Origin of the sequence: Paenibacillus sp. FSL H7-0357, assembly GCF_000758525.1 — a bacterium.
Classification (GTDB): domain Bacteria; phylum Bacillota; class Bacilli; order Paenibacillales; family Paenibacillaceae; genus Paenibacillus_AQ.
In genome coordinates this window covers 5,098,182-5,116,993 of sequence record NZ_CP009241.1, presented here as the reverse complement: position 1 = coordinate 5,116,993, position 18,812 = coordinate 5,098,182, and the positions used below count along the sequence as shown (strand labels likewise).

Genomic DNA, 18,812 nt, shown 5'->3' with positions numbered 1-18,812 from the left:
GACAATGTGGGGAGCTCCTTTTTCAGCTCAAAGCCGTAAGCTGCTGCTCTTGGGCAGCGGGGAATTGGGTAAGGAAGTCATTATCGAAGCTCAGCGCCTTGGCGTAGAGACCGTAGCTGTGGATCGTTATCAAGATGCCCCGGCGATGGGTGTAGCCCATCGCTCCTATGTAATTGATATGCTGGACGCGGATGCGCTTAAGACGCTCATCCGTTCCGAGAAGCCTGACTTGATTGTGCCCGAGATTGAGGCTATTGCCACTCATGCGCTGCTGGAGCTGGAGGCGGAAGGATTCTTCGTAGTCCCGACTGCACGTGCAGCCCGGCTGACCATGGACCGGGAGGGTATCCGGCGTTTAGCGGCTGAAGAGCTTGGCCTGCCGACCGCGGCATACCGCTTCGCGGACAGTCTGGACGAATTGCGCCAGGCAGTGGAAGAGCTTGGCACACCCTGTGTGATCAAGCCGATTATGAGCTCTTCCGGCAAAGGACAAAGTGTCTGCAAGAAACCAGGTGATGTGGAGGACTGCTGGAATACGGCTCTGGAAGGAGCGCGGGCCAAAGGGACACGGGTCATCGTGGAGGCTTTCGTTACGTTTGAAAGTGAGATTACCTTGCTTACGGTCCGATCGGCAAGCGGAACTGTATTTTGTCCGCCGATCGGCCATATCCAGAAGGACGGCGACTATGTAGAGTCCTGGCAGCCGCATCAGATGAGTGAGCGCACGCTGGCAGAAGCTCAGAATATCGCCAAAGCGGTAACTGATCAGCTTGGAGGCCTTGGTATTTTTGGAGTGGAGCTGTTTCTTACAGAGCAGGGAGTATTGTTCAGTGAAGTATCGCCCAGACCGCATGATACCGGCATGGTTACAATGATTACGCAGGATTTATCGGAATTCGCTCTGCATGTCAGAGCCATTCTTGGATTTCCGCTGGACTCGGTTGCGCTTGTAACACCGGGCGCTTCGGCTACCCTGAAAGCAGAAAAAACCGGACAGGCTTTTGCCATATCCGGAATCGGCGAAGCGCTGGCGCTTCCCCGTACACAGGTTAGGGTATTCGGCAAACCTGAAATCCGTCCTGGACGGCGGATGGCAGTAGCCCTCAGTGCAGCGGAAGATGTAGAAATCGCGCGGACTACCGCCAAACAGGCGGCGTCTATGCTAAAAGTGGAGGTATATGAGAATGAACAGTAGTACTCAGGAGCAAGTACTGCAAATTCGCAAATGCGGCATGAATGATCTGGAGAGAGTGACAGCCCTTCTGCGGGAATTCGGCTATCCGACAACACTTAGCGTGATGAAAGAGAGAATGGAAGGCATGGAGAATGATCCGTTCCATTGCACACTGGTCGCTGAACTGGACAATGAAGTTGTGGGAATGATTGGACTTCGGCAGGTGAAATCCTATTACAAACATGCGGATTGTATTACGGAAATCAACGCGCTGATTGTATCAGAGGAGCTTAGAGGCAACGGCCTCGGCAAAAGATTGGTAGCTGCAGCGGAAGAATGGGCCCGCGGGCAGGGTTGCTGCCAGCTGTTCCTTAGAAGCGGCAACCGTGTGGAACGTGCGCCTGCGCATGCTTTTTACCGTCATATGGGTTTCGAGCAGACTACCGGCTACCGCTTCAACAAAGCATTGCTGTAAATCTAATACGTACAATCATCCCCATCCCGGCAACCGGGATGGTTTTTTTTTTGCAGTTTCCTCAGAACCCCCCGTTTTATCGAGGCTGTTTAGAAATTTAATCCTATACCGTCTATTCGCCGTAGAGGTATACCCGACCGTTCTGCACAGGAGAATATCATTCCCTCAATTTGCTTATGTATACCCGTCCATTGCCACTGTATAATGAATTTGCTGAACCGGCGGAATAGCCATTCATTATCTTTTACCCCTTACTTAAGTTAAACATAGATAGAGTTGATCGAATCAGCTAGAATAGTTTTATAATTACCTAAACAGAAATTATAAGAGGGATGAAGCATGTATAAATTGATTCTTGCCGAAGATGAAGAGGACGTAAGAGAAGGGATTATCGCACAGATCGACTGGGGCAGCTATGGTTTTGAGGTTGTAGATCAGGCGGAGAATGGCCGTGAGGCTGCGGAATCAATCGACCGCCTGCTGCCGGATGTGGTCGTGACCGACATCCAGATGCCATTTCTGAACGGACTTCAGCTGTCCGAATGGATCCGCAGCCGTCATCCCAATACGAAGATCATAATTCTCACCGGCTATGATGAATTTGAGTACGCCCAGAAAGCGATTAAACTGCAAATTGACGAGTATATTCTGAAACCGTTTTCTTCTCAGGAATTGATCGACACACTGCTCAAGGTTAGAAAAACCATAGAGGCGGAAATCGCTGAGAAAGAAAATGTATTTGTGCTGAGCGAGCATTACCGGAAGAGTCTGCCTGTGCTTCGTGAACAATTCCTCTCCTCGCTTGTTTCCCGCAGGCTGCGGCCCGCGGAAATCGCCGAGAAAAGTGCGGAATACGGCATCAGCCTCTCTGGTGAGAGCTTTCAGTCTTCCGTAATCAGCATAGATTATATCCGTTCGGAGAAGAATGCAGGAGTTATCCAGAGTCTGCCCATATCCCTGCGTGACACCGGCGACCGCAATTTGCAGCTGTTCGCGGTGCTTAATATCGCTGAGGAAATTTGTCTGAAGCATGGTTTCGGCAAAGTATTTATACACCGGGATGATGTCGTGCTGCTCTCGGTCAGTATGGAGAAGGATGAGGCGGAGATTACCGGCAAAACCTTCGCGATCTTGGAGGAAATCCGGCAAAATGTACAGCGGTTTCTAAAGCTGACGGTGACCTCAGGAGCCGGAACAGTATGCCATACAGCGTCCTTGCTGTTCAATTCATTCGGCGATGCGCTGCAGGCACTTGATTACCGCCTCATTCTCGGCAACAACAGAGTGATCTGGATCGAAGATGTGGAGTCAAGATCCAATCAAATGCTGGCTTATGACGAGCTGACCCAACAATCGCTGATCCGTACAATCAAGCTGGGCACGGTACAGGAGCTGAAAGAGGTTGTCGACGAATTGTTCGGGGGACTGGACACCGCACAGGTTTCGACGCAGGACTATCAGGTGTTTCTGCTGGAGATCATCACCTCGATTCTACGGGTGGCTAAGGAGTCAGGCAGTGAGACCACGGATTACATCGGATCAGGGCTGTCTTCGCTGACGGAAATCCATAAATTCAACAATATGGGCGAAGCTAAGCAGTGGATTATCAATGTGTGCAGCCGGCTGATGGATTCCATCGCTTCGGAGCGGCAGTCGAGCTACAAACAGCTGATTGACCAAGCCAAGGAATATATCCGGGGTCATTATGAGGAGTCCGACATCTCGATCGGCAAAGTCTGCCAGCATTTGCATATCAGTACGGGATATTTCAGCAGCATTTTTAAGAAAGAGATGAAGATGACCTTTGTCAGCTATCTGCTGCAGATCCGTCTGGAGGCTGCCAAGGAACTGCTGCGCTCAACAGAGCTGAAGGCTTTTGAAATTGCCGAAAAAATCGGCTTTGCCGACCCGAATTATTTTAGCTTCTGCTTCCGCAAGAAATATGGACAATCTCCCAAAGAGTATAAGAACAGCTCCCGGGGAGGCTAGCCATGAACAGGCCGAAGGCTTATTTTTTCCCGCTGCGCCCGCAGCAAGACAGACGCGGCAAAACAAGGATATCCTCCAAACTTCGGAGTATTCAGCTTATCATTACGGTGTCGTTCACGGCGGTTACTGTGCTGGTTGCGGTGATCGTCAGCTTCATGCTGTACAACAAGTTTGCGAAGACAGCCGAGGAGAATGCCAATCTGAATATGCAGCAGATAATAGAGCAGGTGAATTATAATCTGGAGCTGTATGTCAAAGGAATGAGCAATATTTTTGAGACGGCGGAGGAACAGGTCACGACGAGTGCCTCTATTGACTCCCCGCTGCTGTACGAACGGATGGATACGCTGATGAACAGCAGAAAAGATTTGGTGTCGGTCGCCGTGTTTACGCTGCAGGGGAAATATGTGGTCGGGACCCCGGGCCAGAACATGCGCCTGAATACACAGCTGGAAAGTCAGAGCTGGTTCACCACCGCCAAAAAAAGCTCGGAGATTTCCTATTCCGCACCGCATATCCAAAATTTATTCAAGGGGCGGTATACCTGGGTTGTCTCCATTAGCAAAATGATTCAATACAGAGAAAACGGAGAACTGAAAACCGGCATCCTGCTGATCGACTTCAACTTCCGGACGATTGATGAGCTGAGCCGGCAGGTCAAGCTTGGCAAAAGAGGATACGCTTACATTTTGGACTCGCTGGGCAACATCGTTTATCACCCCCAGCAACAGCTCATTTATGCCGGTCTAAAGTATGAGAACGTGGAACCGGTGCTGGAGTATGCTTACCGCAGCTATCTGGATGAATCGACAGGAGAGAAACGTTTTATCACCGTACGCACGCTGGCGGAGACCGGCTGGAAAATCGTCGGTGTCGCTTATTACGATGAAATTGTGACTACGAAACGGGATCTGAATCAATTTCTGGTCTGGTTTCTGGCTGCTGTTATTCTTGGAGTGATTGCTGTCTCCGTCTTCCTGTCCTGGCTCATTGCCAGTCCCATCCGCAAGCTGGAGCGGACCGTCAAGCAGGTGGGTGAGGGTGATCTGAATACTCCGATCAATGTCAGCGGCGCTTATGAGGTTGAACAGCTGTCGCGGCGCTTTAACCTGATGCTCCAGCGGATCCGCCAGCTGATGGACCAGATAATTTATGAGCAGGAGACCAAGCGCAAAGGTGAGCTTGAAGTACTGCAGTCGCAGATCAACCCGCACTTTTTGTACAACACGCTGAACTCTGTCATCCGGCTTGCCGAACGGGGCAAAAACGAGGAAGTGGTCACGATGATCCAATCCTTGTCGAAGTTTTTCCGGATCAGCCTGAGCAAGGGGAATAATATTATTACCGTGCAGGAAGAGCTGGATCATATCCGTCATTATCTTGTCATCCAGAGCTTCCGCTTCAAGAATAAATTCCGCTTTGAAATCAAGGCGCAGGATGAGGTGCTCCAGTACCAGACGATCAAGCTGATTCTGCAGCCGATTGTAGAAAATGCACTGTATCACGGGATTGAAATGCTGCCGGACGAAGGTCTGATCTCCATTAGTGCCGAGCTTCAGCATGGCTTAATTGTCATCACAATCAGTGATAACGGGCTAGGAATGCCGAGGGAAATGCTGAATATGATTTTAAGCGGCGGGACCAAAAGCGGCAGCGGCTCTGGTGTAGGCGTGCGGAATGTGAATGAGCGGATCAGACTTTATTACGGACGCGAATTCGGTCTTGCATTCGAAAGCGAGCTTGAGGAAGGCACAACGGTCACTATTACATTCCCGGCAATCCAAACCGCAGAGGGGCCGGAGCCGCAGAAGGAGGATGAATCATCTCCATGAGAAGCAAACGATTGTGGCTGATTCTGCTGCTTTGTCCGGTGCTGTGGCTGACGGTCACTTCCTGCTTCAATACGTCTCCCGCCGCTTATATCAGCACCAACAAAACGCATAATATCGATATGATTGTCAAGATGAACAAAGGGGATTACTGGAACACGGTTAAGCTCGGTGCTGAAGCCGCCGCCAAGGAATTTAATGTCAAGCTGACGTTCAAGGCACCTGATTCCGAGAGTGAGATTGATAAGCAGATTACCATGGTTGAGGATTCTATTAATCAAAAGGCAGAGGCGATTATTTTGGCAGCCAGCAGTTATATGGGGTTGGCCCAGGTAGTGGATCAGGCCGCCTATTACAAAATCCCTGTCATTTCCGTCGATGCCGAGGTTGGTTCGGCCAGAGTCAAAGCCTACGTGGGTTCAAATGGCTATGAAGCCGGACAGAAATCAGCGGAAAGACTGATACAGCTGTTGAACGGATATGGTGAGATTGGAATCATCAATTTCACCAACTCCTCTCAGAACGTGCAGCCGGAATCCAGCGGACCGATTGATTATGGAGCCCGGGACGCAGAAGAAAGGGAAAAGGGTTTCCTGAACTATGCGGCCCGTTATCCGAATGTTCAGGTCGTGCAGATTTCCTACACCTCTTCAAACACGGACAATGCAGAATCATTGACCCGGGACATGCTGCAGAATCATCCCGATTTGCGCGGAATCGCCACATTGAATGAAACGGCGTCGCAGGGCGCGGGCAAAGTGCTGCAGAATCTGAAGCAGCATAAGGTTAAAATGGTGGCCTTCGACAGCTCTCCCTCGATGATGGAAATGCTTCAGGACGGAACCGTCCAGGCAACTGTGATCCAGAATCCGTTCAGCAACGGTTATCTGGCCGTGAAATATGCAGCCCAAGCCCTGGAAGGCATCGACATTCCTGAGCGTGTGGATACTGGCACCAAGCTGATTGACCTGGAAAACATGCTATGGCCCGAGAATCAAAAGCTGCTGTTTCCTTTTGTCCGGTAGTATAGGGAACTCATTAGGATTTTTATTGAATACAGTAGGATTTTATATTCGCAACTGTGCTTTTTTCAGGCATAATGATGTACCTGGGACAGATCCGGCATGAGAAAGATTTACCCTCGGGAGGTCAATTAGTGATGAAAAAAATGTCTTCCGTTTTATTCGCCGCCGTGTTGCTGGGTGCTGCTATGTCCGGCTGCGGAGGCAGCCCTGCGAATACCGGCGGCAGCGCTGAGACGGCAATCCCTGGTGGTACCGGCTCAGCTCCAAAAATTGGTGTAGCCATTTATAAATTCAGCGATACGTTTATGGCCGGTGTCCGCAAATCGGTTGTGGCGGCAGCCAAAGGCATCGCAGCTGTGGACATTGTAGACAGCAAAAACTCCCAGCTTACGCAAAATGACAAGGTTGACGTTTTCATTACCAAGGGATATAAAGGCATGCTGATTAATCCGGTTGACCGCACTGCTGCAGGAGTTATCATTGACAAAGCAAAAACCGCCGACATTCCCGTCGTCTTCCTGAACCGTGAACCGTTTCCGGAAGATATGAAGAAATGGGACAAGGTGTATTATGTAGGCGCCAAAGCGGAAGAATCGGGCACCATGTCCGGCCAGATTATCGCGGAATACTGGAAATCCCATCCCGAAGCCGATAAGAACGGCGACGGAGTGCTTCAATATGTCATGCTGAAGGGCGAGCCGGGACACCAGGATGCCGAGCTGCGCACCAATTATTCCATTCAGGCGATTGAAGATGAAGGTATCAAGGTCGAGAAACTGGCGGAAGACAGCGGAATGTTCGACCGGGTGAAGGGCCAGGAGAAAATGGCGGGCTTTCTGAAGACCTGCGGAGACCGGATTGAAGCTGTGCTTGCCAACAACGACGATATGGCTCTCGGTGCAATTAAAGCTCTAAAAGCTGACGGATATTTTTCCGGCGGGAAATACATGCCGGTAGTCGGTGTAGATGCGACAGCTCCGGCCGTTAAAGCACTCAAAGAGGGGACCATGCTGGGCACTGTGCTAAATGATGCCAACATCCAAGGCAAAGCAGCAATTAAACTTGCGGCTGTTCTCTCTAGAGGCGAAGCGCCAACCAAACAAAATATTGGTTTCGATATTACCGATAACCAGTATGTATGGATCCCCTATAAGAAGATTACCAGAGACAATGTCGCCGACGTCGAATAATTAGGAAAGCGTCAGAGCTTACTACCACACACCCTTTCTCCCTTGACCACATATCCTATAGGCAAAAGCCCTTGTAAAGGAGAGCGACGGGATGCTGAGGATTAAGCTGAATGAGCTGGCGAAAGGAACGGATAACAGCCTGGTGCAGACGGAAGTGTGGAGATGGGACGGGATTGGCTGGAATGAATGTATTCCTCAGCAGGAAGAGGATTTCATCCGTGCGGATGATGATCTGTTCGTAACGATTCCTGCAGAAGCGGGTTTGTATCGGGTAGATTACTCCAAAAAGCCTGTAGAGGCGCTTTATTTCCTGCCTGAGGTGGATGACAGCGAGCTGCGGGCGGATTTGCTGCATCCCGCTCCTTTTAAGCTTAAAGAGGGGACTCGTTGGGGGTACATCAATAATGAAGGACGGACGGTTATTGAACCGAGGTATGAATATGCCGAGGATTTTCAGGAGAACGGCCTGGCGATTGTGCAGCGCAACGATAAGAGCGGCCTGATTGACAGCTCCGGGCGGGAGAAAGTGAGACCGGCCTATTCCTTTATTGCCCCTTTTTCAGAAGGCCGTGCTGTGGTTTCCGATGCCAAAGGCTATACGTTGATTGACGAAAGAGGCAAGCAGGTTACAGCAGCGCGTTATGATTACTTAAATTCGCTGCATGAAGGGCGTGCGATGTTCTCCAAGCAAAGTACGACGGGTACTTCCCACTACGGATATCTGGATGCCCAGGGAAAAGAAGTACTGCCTGCAGTTTACGAGGACGCCGGCGATTTCATGAACGGAATGGCACTGGTCAAGCTGGGCGAAAGGGAGTTTGCGCTGATAGACCCGCAAGGCACCGTGCTGCATACGTATAAATATCCATTTGTAGGTTATCCGGGGGATGGCCTGCTGGCATACCAGGCTGCCGAGAACGGTAAATACGGGTATCTGCGGATAGACGGAAGCATCGCGATAGAGCCGCAGTATACAGCCGCCCTGCCATTTTCTGCGGGAAGAGCGGTGATCAATACGGCTGAGAATTTTTATGGCAATGCCTACGGCCTGATTGATAAGCAGGGCAAGCTCGTAGTCCCGGCCCAGTATTATGAAGTTCAACAGCTGGGTGAAGACCGGGTGGCATTGGGTACACCAGTGTATCCAGACCAGCCTTACCGCGGTTCACGTTATGTTATCGCTGATGCGGTAACCGGCAGAATCCTCAGCACCCACCCCTTGCTGGGTGTGAACAATTATCAGAATGGACTCGCCTCAGTGTTTGACGCCACAGATACCTATTTCATCGACAAAAGCGGAAAAAAAGCAGCTCAGCCGCCCGTGATTGCCGGTTCAGGCACACTTTCCTTCAGCGGAAGTCTGATCAGGGCTGACGTGGATCAGCGGACAGCCTATTACGACCGGCGGGGCAATCAGGTATGGAAGCAAAATGGAGTCATAACGCTCCGTCCGCCTTATTCAGTGCTGGAGAAGAAATACAAACCGAATAGAGACTATTTGGTGTATTATCCGGTTATCGAAGGGATCGCAAACTCCGAGGTTTCCAGAGAAGTGAATGACAAGCTGCGCAGCCTTTCCCTTGCCGAAGGAGCGGGGACCGGTGAAGGGACGCAGGATTATAGCTATACCGGGGATTTTGCCGTCTCCTTCTTCCGCAAAAATCTGCTTGTCCTGGAACTGAGCGGCTACAAGTACCCTTTTGGCGCTGCCCATGGCATGCCTACCCGGATTTATGTTCATATCAATTTGCGCAACGGCAAGTTTTATGCTCTTCGTGACCTGTTCAAGCCGGGCAGCAAATATGTGGCGAAGCTCAGCGCTATTGTCGGCAAACAGATTGCGAACGATCCCCAGTACTCTTACGTTTTTCCGGACACCTACAAGGGGATTACGGCGGATCAGCCCTTTTTTGTTGATGAAGAAGCGCTGTATCTGTATTTCGCTCCCTACGAGATTGCCCCATATGCTGCGGGTTTCCCGACATTCCGCATTCCTTATGCAGAAATCATGGGTCTGATCTCGACCGAAGGTGAGTTCTGGCAGTCTTTCCATTAAGCTTCCAGCAACGAAGGTAACGTCTTAACCTGTACAGAATGTACAGCGAAGTCAATAGGAGGCTGCTGTCCTGAATAGGATGGCGGCTTTTTTGTTGTATTGGAGTTGAAATGTACAAGCCGTCTGCTTGCTTATCTGGCAATCTATTAATGTAAAAATTTAGAAGCGCACAGCTGAGAGATTTATGCTACAATGACTGAGGAACAGATTACAACTTTGTAATATTTGGAGCCCATTACTTCGGCCGACAGCAACATAACAAATACATCATGAACAAGGAGATGGCAGAATGAAGAGCAAAACTTTAAGAGCAATGATAGGTGGAAGTGTGGCGGCAGTGATGGCGCTTAGCATTTCTCTTCCAATACAGGCAAATGCAGAGGCGGGTAATACTGCGACTGGAGCACCAACTAATTTCGCACAATTCATGCAATATTTTAACCAATATAGCCTTAAGGGATTTCCTTTTTCCAATACAACAGTGACAGTTTACAAATCTCAACCGGTTGTTGTTCCGACAAACACACCTGCACCGGTTGCAACAGCTAAACCAACAGCGGCACCTGTAGCAACAGCGGCACCAACGGCAACACCAGTAGCAACGCCTGTAGCGACAGCTAAACCAACGGCGACACCAGTAGCAACAGCGGCACCAACGGCAACACCTGTTGCGACACCAAAACCAACGGCAACACCAGCAGCAGCAGTCAGCACTCAAGAGTCCTATATCCAGCAAATCGTTACGCTTGTGAATAAGGAACGTGCGACAGCAGGGCTGTCCCCGGTCAGCGCTTTGGAAAGCCTGAACAAGGTGGCCGCAGCCAAAGCAACCGATATGCGTACGAACAACTACTTTTCGCACACATCCCCGACGTACGGTTCACCTTTTGATATGATGGCCACTTTTGGCGTCACTTATCGGGCTGCCGGGGAGAACATTGCCATGGGCCAGAGAACTCCGCAAGAAGTAATGACGGCCTGGATGAACAGTGAGGGACACCGTGCCAATATTCTGAGTGCGAACTTTAACTACATCGGCGTAGGTTTCGACAACAATTACTGGGTTCAGGAATTCATCGGAAAATAAACCTAATGAAAAGTACAAAACCCGTTCTCCGGCATTGCCGGGGGACGTTTTTTTTTGAGAAAAAAATGCTTTCGATTGATATAATAGACTATTAAGGACAAAAACCGCCAAATTTCGCTTGGGCGGTGGATATTTGCAAATTAAGTATAGAAGAATTATGTTTATCTACATAGTTAAGAAGTTTGTAAAATGTGGAACACTGGAGATAAGAACTTGCATACGGAGGGATGGCTTTGAACGATTCAAAATGGACCTGGCGCACTGTGAGCCTGATTTCCATAGCAGCAACGTTAGTTTTGATCGTTGGTTTTGGATATGCGGTGAACGATATTATATACCCGAAGGGTGAAGTTCTATCAACCTCTTTGCCGCAGGTAACACCGGTTCCCACGGCGGCAAGCAGCGATGAAGTGAAAATATTGGCACTTGGTGACTCTTTGGCCAAAGGCACCGGTGACAACACCGGAAACGGTTTTGTAAAGCGGACGCTGGACGGTCTGTCAGCTGGCGGAGGCAAGGCGGAGCTGCTAGGCAATATGGGCATTAACGGGCTGACAACCGCAGGCCTGCAAAGCAAGCTCAAAGAAGAAGGCGTCCGCTATGCCTTGCGGCAGGCCAACGTCGTGCTGCTCTCGATCGGGGGCAATGATTTGTTCAGGGGCTCAGATATAATGGGAACGGGCAGTGCAGAACAAGGGACAACATCAACGGAGACAGGGAGTTCTGCGGACATTGCTTCAATGCCTGGAGCAGATCCTTCTGAAACAGGGACAGCGGGCGGGAAAACCGGCTCATCCGGGACAAGCGTTCCTTCGGCAACTGAAGATGAGGTGACCCCGGAGTCGCTGCTGGCCGCGCTGCCAGATGCTTCGAAACGGCTTGGCGGGATTCTGGAGAGCATCGCCGAGATCAATCCGCAGGCGCAAATTTATTATGTCGGATTATATAATCCATTTGGAGATATCGAGGATCTGCTGGTGCCCGGCAATCAGGCGGTTACAGCCTGGAATAATGCGGCAATGGAGATCATTAACACACACAGCAATATGACACTCGTCCCAACCTTTGATTTGTTCAACCGCCATCTGGATAAGTATCTTTCAAACGATCATTTTCACCCGAACGGCGACGGCTATCAGCGGATGAGCGAACGAATCATACAGGCTGTGCGCTAAGGATTTACTTCACCGCAAGTCAGAAATGATCGTAGCAAGGAGTTGTGAGAACATGGATAAAGACATAAGCGGAGAAGCCGGGACAGTTATTCTGTCAGTGGAAGGCGTCCGCAAAAAAATCGGCCGGAAATGGATCATTGATGATGTTACCTTCGATGTGAAGCAAGGGGAAATCTTCGGTTTCCTTGGACCCAACGGGGCCGGCAAAACAACTACAATCCGTATGCTTGTGGACCTGATTCGCCCAAGTGAAGGCAAGATAACCGTTTGCGGCTATAACGTTAACCGTGAACCGGAAAAAGCGCTGCAATATGTTGGCTCGATCGTAGAGAATCCGGAAGTGTATACCTATCTGACAGGCTGGGAGAATCTGCAGCATTTCGCCCGCATGCAGCCAGGCGTGGACAAGGCGCGAATTGCTGAGGTAGTGGATATTGTCCGGCTGGACCAGCGCATTCATGACAAGGTGAGCACCTATTCGCTGGGGATGAGGCAGCGGCTTGGAATTGCCCAGGCGCTGCTGGGCCGTCCCCGGCTGCTGATTCTGGATGAGCCGACAAACGGTCTGGACCCTAAAGGGATCAAAGAATTGCGCGAATTTATCCGCGAGCTTGCTGCGGAAGGCCTCGCGGTATTTGTATCGAGCCATTTGCTGAGCGAAATTCAGCTGCTGTGCGACCGTGTTGCGATTATCAGTAAAGGCCGCGTGCTGGCGGTTGGCGGTGTAAATGAACTGGTTGCACGCAATTCCCCTTATGTGCTATGGGATCTGGAGCCTTTGGACAGGGCCAGAACGATACTGGCCGGACGTCCTGACATCAAGCTTCTCGAACTGGATGAGGTTACGCTTGACGACTCCGTTATTGCCGGAATGGGCGCGAATTCCCTCATCACGGTCATGGATGAAGACCTGATTCCGGAGATTGTTGCCGTGCTCGTCACAGCAGAAGTGGAAGTTAGCGCTGTGCATAAAATAAACCCCACACTGGAACAGCTATTCTTGAAGCTAACGGAAGGTGAAACTATTGATTAATTTGCTTCCGCTCATCCGTAATGAGTGCCTGAAGATTATAAAAAAGAAACGGTTTTATGTTATACTGCTAATTCTGGTCGTACTTGTGCCTATGTTTACCTATGCACAGATGCGTATAGCCGAGCGCAGCCGGGACAAGTTTAATTCGGACTGGAGACTGGAGATACAGCAGCAGATTACCGATAATCAAAATTCACTGGGCAGCGACCGGATTCCCGAGGAATGGAAGTCCTACCGGCGGATATTCGTCCAGCAGCTGCAATATTATCTGGACCATGACGTCAATCCGAATGAGCCCAGCGGGGTTACCTTTACCCGCGAGTTCCTGGACAACTCGGTCTCCTTGTTCATTCCGCTGCTGATTATGGCAGTAGCCTCAGATCTTGTATCCGGGGAAAGGACGACCGGTACGATCAAGATGCTGCTGACCCGGCCGGTCAAACGCTGGAAGGTGCTGTTCAGCAAGCTGGCGGCGCTGCTGATGTTCGTCTCCTTGATTGTACTGTCGGTGTTTGCAATCAGCTATCTGATTTCGGGGCTTGTTTTTGGATACAAGGGCTTTAATCTTCCTGTATTTACCGGGTTCCAAATCAGCGGAGATGCGGTGGATATGTCGGCTGTCCATTCCGTTCCGCAGTGGAAATACCTGCTGATGCAGGGCGGATTAATCTGGTTCGTGAGCGTAGTCGTTGCCCTGCTGGCATTTATGGTATCGGTACTGGTGCGCAGCACAGCGGCAAGCATCGTGGTGATGATGGCCGCACTGATCGCCGGAACGATTCTGACCAATATGGCTTCGGCCTGGACGACAGCTAAATATTTATTTATGGTTAATCTGGGATTAACCGGGTATTTGGCCGGAACACCGGCACCGATTGAGGGGATGACACTGCCTTTTTCCATGGCTGTTCTGGCTGTTTGGGGGATTTCTGCAGTAATCATTTCATTCGCCGTCTTTACGAAACGGGATATTTTGAATTAGAATGTACAAAGTGAACCAAAACGTTTGTTTGCATTTCATAGATAGAGAGAAAAGAAGGAGGAGCATGAATGCTCGAACAGATCGATATGTTTGCAAAAGTCTCTAAGAACGCCGAAACAGGCCGGACTGGATACGATGCTGACGACATTCAAGTGCTCGAAGGTCTGGTTGCGGTCCGCAAACGGCCCGGCATGTATATCGGCAGTACGAGTTCCTCGGGACTGCACCATCTCGTATGGGAAATAGTGGATAACGCCGTAGATGAGCATTTAGCCAAGTTTTGCTCGAAGATTGATATTACACTGCGCAAGGACGGTTCGGTTACCGTCATTGATAACGGCCGGGGAATCCCGACCGGGATGCATAAGACCGGAGTGCCTACACCGCAGGTTGTTTTCACGATCCTGCATGCCGGTGGTAAATTCGGCGGCTCCGGGTACAAGAAATCGGGCGGTTTGCATGGCGTTGGGGCTTCAGTTACCAATGCGCTGTCCGAGTGGCTGGAAGTCGAAATTTATCGTGACGGCAAAATCCACCGCCAGCGTTTCGAATATTGGGTAGATGCAAAGGGGAAAGAGCATGTCGGTGAGCCTGTTACCGGTCTTGAGGTGCTGGGAAATACGAATAAGACCGGTTCGAAGATTACCTTCAAGCCGGATATTCGCGTCTTCCCGAATGGCATTGCCCTGAACTATGATACCCTTGCGGAACGGGTGCAGGAGATCGCCTTCCTGAACTCCGGGCTGCGGATTAATCTAAGTGACGAGCGCAGCGGCCGCCAGGATGAATTTTTCTATGAAGGCGGCGCAAGCCAGTTCGTGCAGTTTCTAAATGAGGGCAAGGATGTGCTGCATGACGTCATCCATTTCAGTTCGGAGAAGGATGATATTGAGGTTGAGGTGGCATTGCAGTATAACGCAGGTTATACCGAGACGCTGGCCTCTTTCGTCAATTCGATTCCTACGCGCAGCGGGGGAACACATGAGACCGGCTTCAAGACAGCCTATACCCGCGTGCTGAATGATTATGCCCGCCGGACACAGCTGCTTAAGGAGAAGGACAAGAACCTGGAGGGCAATGATCTGCGCGAAGGCATGATGGCGGTAATCAGCGTCAAGATGTCCGAGGTAGAATTCGTCGGCCAGACGAAGGATCAGCTCGGAAGCGCTTCTGCCCGCAGTGCCGTCGACTTTATCGTGTCCGAGAACATGGCCCGTTTCCTGGAGGAGAATCCGCAGGTGGCGCAAAGCCTGCTGAAGAAATCCATCCAGGCCTCCAGAGCCCGTGAAGCGGCGCGCAAGGCCCGCGATGAAATCCGCAGCGGCAAGAAACGCAGTGAAAGCTCCAACCTGGGCGGCAAGCTCTCGCCTGCGCAGTCCAAGGACGTTACGCGTACAGAGCTGTTTATCGTCGAAGGCGATTCCGCCGGAGGATCAGCCAAGCAGGGGCGTGACTCCAAGATTCAGGCTATTCTGCCGCTTAAGGGCAAGCCGATGAATCCGGAGAAGGCCAAACTGCTGGACATTCTTAAGAATGATGAGTACAAGGCGATTATTTCCGCAATCGGTGCGGGAATCGGTCCGGATTTTGCCGTAGAAGACAGCAATTATTCCAAAATTATCATTATGACCGATGCTGATACGGACGGTGCGCATATTCAAGTGCTGCTGCTGACCTTTTTCTACCGATACATGAAGCCGTTGATTGACGCCGGCAAGGTGTTTATCGCCCAGCCGCCGCTGTATAAGCTGACGCGCAAATCAGGTAAGCTGGAGACGGTACGTTACTCCTGGAGCGACGAGGAGCTGCAGAATTACCTCAAGGAATTCGGCAAAAACTTCGAGCTGCAGCGGTACAAAGGACTCGGCGAGATGAATCCCGACCAGCTGTGGGAGACGACGATGAACCCGGAATCACGCACGCTGCTTCAGGTGCAGATTGAGGACGCCGCAAAGGCGGAGCGCCGCGTATCCACGCTGATGGGCGACAAGGTCGATCCCCGCAAGCGCTGGATTGTCGAAAACGTCGACTTTACCGAATTTGTAGAGTAGTGTGCAAGTGACGATTATCCCGATTGTTAAAAAGAGCTTGGTGATCTGAGGAACGAAGGGGAAGTTTGGAACTGCAGAAGCGTCAGCGTTCGCCTTTATTCTCGAATTTCAACCGTAAAGCGGGTCAAATTGAAGAAATTCGGGAATAACAGCGATCGGAAGTCCAAACATTCCCCGCAGTGACAAGGGATCACCACACTATTTTTAGGCGGGCAGTTTGAGGAACAGAAGGTGAGCCAAGTGAGCAGTTTATCAGAACAATTTTCACCGGCTTTTCTGGAAGAGGTCGTCGGTGACCGCTTTGGCCGGTATTCCAAATATATCATTCAGGACCGGGCGATTCCGGACGTGCGTGACGGGCTGAAGCCTGTACAGCGCCGGATTCTATACGCCATGTACGATTCCGGGAATACCCCGGACAAGCCGTACCGTAAATCCGCCAAAACCGTCGGGGACGTCATGGGTAATTATCATCCCCACGGGGATTCGTCGATTTATGACGGAATGGTGCGGATGGCACAGCCTTGGAAGATGGGCCATGTGCTTGTGGACGGACACGGCAACTGGGGCTCGATGGATGATGATCCGGCAGCAGCGATGCGGTACACGGAAGCCCGCCTGTCGCCGATTGCCATGGAGATGATGCGCGACATCGAGAAGCGCACCGTGCTGTTCAAAGATAACTTTGACAACACAGCCAAGGAGCCAGTGGTGGTTCCTTCACGTTATCCGAACCTGCTGGTCAACGGAACGAGCGGCATTTCGGCCGGATTCGCCACGGAGATTCCGCCGCATAATCTGCGTGAGGTCATTGATGCCTGTATCGCGGTGATGCAAAAGCCGGAGATCGAGCTCGAGGACATCATGACATTTATCAAGGGTCCGGATTTCCCGACAGGCGGTACGATTATGGGCGGCGAAGGAATTATGGACGCCTACCGTACCGGCAAAGGCCGCATTTACCTGCGCTCCAAGACAGAGATTGAGAATCTGCGCGGCGGCAAACAACAGATCGTTATTACGGAAGTGCCGTTCCAGATTGTGAAATCACGATTGGTCACCTCCATGGAGAACATCCGTCTGGAGAAGAAGATCGAAGGCATCGCCGAAGTCCGCGACGAAAGCGGACGGGAAGGGCTGCGCATTGTGGTGGAGCTGAAGAAGGAAGCCGACGCCCAGGGCGTGTTGGCTTATCTGCTGAAGAAAACCGATCTGCAGGTCACTTACAACTTCAATATGGTGGCGATTGTCAACAAGGCTCCGCAGCAGCTTGGCCTTAAGGCTATCCTGCAAGCCTATATCGCCCACCAGCGTGATGTGGTTACCCACCGCACCCAGTTCGACCTGGAAAGAGCGGAGGACCGCGCCCACGTTCTGGAAGGGCTTGTAAAGGCATTGAACATTCTGGACGAGGTTATCGCTGCGATCAAGGCATCGAAGAACCGCCAGGATGCCCAGAACAATCTGGTATGGATGTTCGGCTTCAGCGAACGCCAGGCCGATTCCATTCTTACTTTGCAGCTGTACCGTCTGACCAATCTGGAGATTCATTCGCTCCAGAAGGAATTGGACGAAATGCAGGCGCGGATTGCCACATTACGCGGTATCTTGGACAGCGACAAAAAATTGATCGCCGTCATCCGCAAGGAACTGCTGGAGATCCGTGATAAATACGGGATAGACCGCCGCTCGCTTATTCAGGGCGAGGTTGAAGAGCTGAAGGTCAGCCTTGAAGTACTGGTTAACGCCGAGGATGTGCTTGTAGCACTTTCGGCCGATGGTTACATCAAACGGACCGGAATGCCTTCGTTCACGCGTTCGGGCGGTGAACGCCAAGCCTCCGGTGTTAAGGAAGGCGACCATATCGTCAAGCTGCTGGATCTCAATACAAGGGACAGCCTGCTGGTATTTACCCGCAAGGGGCAATATTTCCTGCTTCCGGTTCACCAGATACCGGAATTCAAATGGAAAGAGCCCGGCACGGCAATCGTGAACGTCATCAGCCTGGCGAAAGGCGATGGCATTGTCAGCGTGCTGCCGGTGGGCAATCTGGAGGAGCCTCAGGCGAGTCTGGTCTTCGTCACGCGTAAGGGCCAGGTCAAACGTACGGAGCTCAAGGAGTACTCTACGAGCCGTTCCGGAGCCGTGGCTGCCTGCAAGGTAGCTGATGGCGATGAGATCATTACAGTGGCGCTGAGCAGCGGAGACAAGGACATCGTGCTTGTGACCCGCGAAGGGATGAGCATCCGGTTCCGCGAGAACGAAGTCAATCCGATGGGCCGTGTGGCCAGCGGGGTCCGCGGTATTCAGCTTCGCGAAGGTGACGAAGTGGTTTCCTGCTTCTGGGTAAGCGAAGACGAAGGCGAAATACTGGTTGTCTCCGACCTTGGATATGCGAAACGGACACTATTAGTGGATTATCCGTCGCAGAGCCGCGGCGGCAAAGGGATGCCGACCTTCGAGTTCAAGGAAGGCAAACGGGTCAAACCGAACGGCAGCAGGCTTGCGGGGGCATTCCACTGCAAGGATCCGCTGGAGTTAGTCGCCTTCACCCGTGATGGCTTGCATCATCAGTTCTCTTCTGAGGCTGCTCCGCTGGGTGATCGCCGTTCTACAGGCAAACAACTTGTTCCGGTTGAGAAGAAGGATGAGATCATCACTCTTTTGCCTGCAATTAAGTAATTCGTATGCACTGCAACAGGGCTAACATACAAAAGGCGTTTGACGGCTCCTCACTGGCTGGCTA

General features: G+C 51.3%; 13 protein-coding genes. All 13 read left to right on the top strand.

Annotated features, from left to right (window positions below):
• The first annotated feature begins 4 nt into the window (after window positions 1-4).
• The 13 genes from purT to gyrA all read left to right on the top strand — a co-directional run bounded on the left by purT (window position 5) and on the right by gyrA (window position 18,748).
• Window positions 5-1,195, top strand: a complete 1,191-nt coding sequence (gene purT, locus H70357_RS22430; RefSeq protein ID WP_038594334.1) for a formate-dependent phosphoribosylglycinamide formyltransferase — start codon at window positions 5-7, stop codon at window positions 1,193-1,195.
• Entirely contained in the window at window positions 1,185-1,649 is a 465-nt protein-coding gene (locus H70357_RS22425; protein ID WP_144024272.1) for a GNAT family N-acetyltransferase, read from the top strand. The genes purT and H70357_RS22425 overlap by 11 nt, the downstream gene beginning before the upstream one ends.
• Window positions 1,650-1,988: 339 nt before the next feature.
• Window positions 1,989-3,638 (top strand): response regulator transcription factor, encoded by a 1,650-nt coding sequence (locus H70357_RS22420; RefSeq protein WP_038594329.1) that lies wholly within the window; start codon window positions 1,989-1,991, stop codon window positions 3,636-3,638.
• Window positions 3,639-3,640: 2 nt separating this feature from the next.
• Window positions 3,641-5,470, top strand: a complete 1,830-nt coding sequence (locus H70357_RS22415) for a sensor histidine kinase (RefSeq protein ID WP_081965884.1) — start codon at window positions 3,641-3,643, stop codon at window positions 5,468-5,470.
• Complete coding sequence (locus H70357_RS22410; RefSeq protein WP_038594327.1) at window positions 5,467-6,492, top strand: substrate-binding domain-containing protein; 1,026 nt, start codon at window positions 5,467-5,469, stop codon at window positions 6,490-6,492. The genes H70357_RS22415 and H70357_RS22410 overlap by 4 nt, the downstream gene beginning before the upstream one ends.
• Window positions 6,493-6,626: 134 nt before the next feature.
• Complete coding sequence (locus H70357_RS22405; RefSeq protein ID WP_156131026.1) at window positions 6,627-7,682, top strand: galactose ABC transporter substrate-binding protein; 1,056 nt, start codon at window positions 6,627-6,629, stop codon at window positions 7,680-7,682.
• Between the two features lie 91 nt (window positions 7,683-7,773).
• Entirely contained in the window at window positions 7,774-9,738 is a 1,965-nt protein-coding gene (locus H70357_RS22400; protein WP_038594323.1) for a WG repeat-containing protein, read from the top strand.
• A gap of 289 nt (window positions 9,739-10,027) precedes the next feature.
• Entirely contained in the window at window positions 10,028-10,825 is a 798-nt protein-coding gene (locus H70357_RS22395) for a CAP domain-containing protein (RefSeq protein WP_038594321.1), read from the top strand.
• Window positions 10,826-11,058: 233 nt separating this feature from the next.
• Entirely contained in the window at window positions 11,059-12,000 is a 942-nt protein-coding gene (locus H70357_RS22390; RefSeq protein ID WP_052092194.1) for a GDSL-type esterase/lipase family protein, read from the top strand.
• 52 nt (window positions 12,001-12,052) lie between these two features.
• Entirely contained in the window at window positions 12,053-13,033 is a 981-nt protein-coding gene (locus H70357_RS22385) for an ABC transporter ATP-binding protein (protein WP_081965883.1), read from the top strand.
• Window positions 13,026-14,015, top strand: a complete 990-nt coding sequence (locus tag H70357_RS22380) for an ABC transporter permease (protein WP_038594317.1) — start codon at window positions 13,026-13,028, stop codon at window positions 14,013-14,015. Before H70357_RS22385 ends, H70357_RS22380 begins: the two co-directional genes overlap by 8 nt.
• Window positions 14,016-14,083: 68 nt before the next feature.
• Complete coding sequence (gene parE, locus H70357_RS22375) at window positions 14,084-16,066, top strand: DNA topoisomerase IV subunit B (RefSeq protein WP_038594314.1); 1,983 nt, start codon at window positions 14,084-14,086, stop codon at window positions 16,064-16,066.
• Between the two features lie 240 nt (window positions 16,067-16,306).
• Window positions 16,307-18,748 (top strand): DNA gyrase subunit A, encoded by a 2,442-nt coding sequence (gene gyrA, locus H70357_RS22370; RefSeq protein WP_038594311.1) that lies wholly within the window; start codon window positions 16,307-16,309, stop codon window positions 18,746-18,748.
• Window positions 18,749-18,812 lie beyond the last annotated feature (64 nt).

Bases quoted from the DNA above. Each gene is read 5' to 3' on its own strand.
- H70357_RS22405 (WP_156131026.1), top strand. From the start codon at position 6,627: ATGAAAAAAATGTCTTCCGTTTTATTCGCCGCCGTGTTGCTGGGTGCT.
- H70357_RS22410 (WP_038594327.1), top strand. From the start codon at position 5,467: ATGAGAAGCAAACGATTGTGGCTGATTCTGCTGCTTTGTCCGGTGCTG.
- H70357_RS22425 (WP_144024272.1), top strand. From the start codon at position 1,185: ATGAACAGTAGTACTCAGGAGCAAGTACTGCAAATTCGCAAATGCGGC.
- parE (WP_038594314.1), top strand. From the start codon at position 14,084: ATGCTCGAACAGATCGATATGTTTGCAAAAGTCTCTAAGAACGCCGAA.
- H70357_RS22395 (WP_038594321.1), top strand. From the start codon at position 10,028: ATGAAGAGCAAAACTTTAAGAGCAATGATAGGTGGAAGTGTGGCGGCA.
- purT (WP_038594334.1), top strand. From the start codon at position 5: ATGTGGGGAGCTCCTTTTTCAGCTCAAAGCCGTAAGCTGCTGCTCTTG.
- H70357_RS22385 (WP_081965883.1), top strand. From the start codon at position 12,053: ATGGATAAAGACATAAGCGGAGAAGCCGGGACAGTTATTCTGTCAGTG.
- H70357_RS22415 (WP_081965884.1), top strand. From the start codon at position 3,641: ATGAACAGGCCGAAGGCTTATTTTTTCCCGCTGCGCCCGCAGCAAGAC.
- H70357_RS22420 (WP_038594329.1), top strand. From the start codon at position 1,989: ATGTATAAATTGATTCTTGCCGAAGATGAAGAGGACGTAAGAGAAGGG.
- H70357_RS22400 (WP_038594323.1), top strand. From the start codon at position 7,774: ATGCTGAGGATTAAGCTGAATGAGCTGGCGAAAGGAACGGATAACAGC.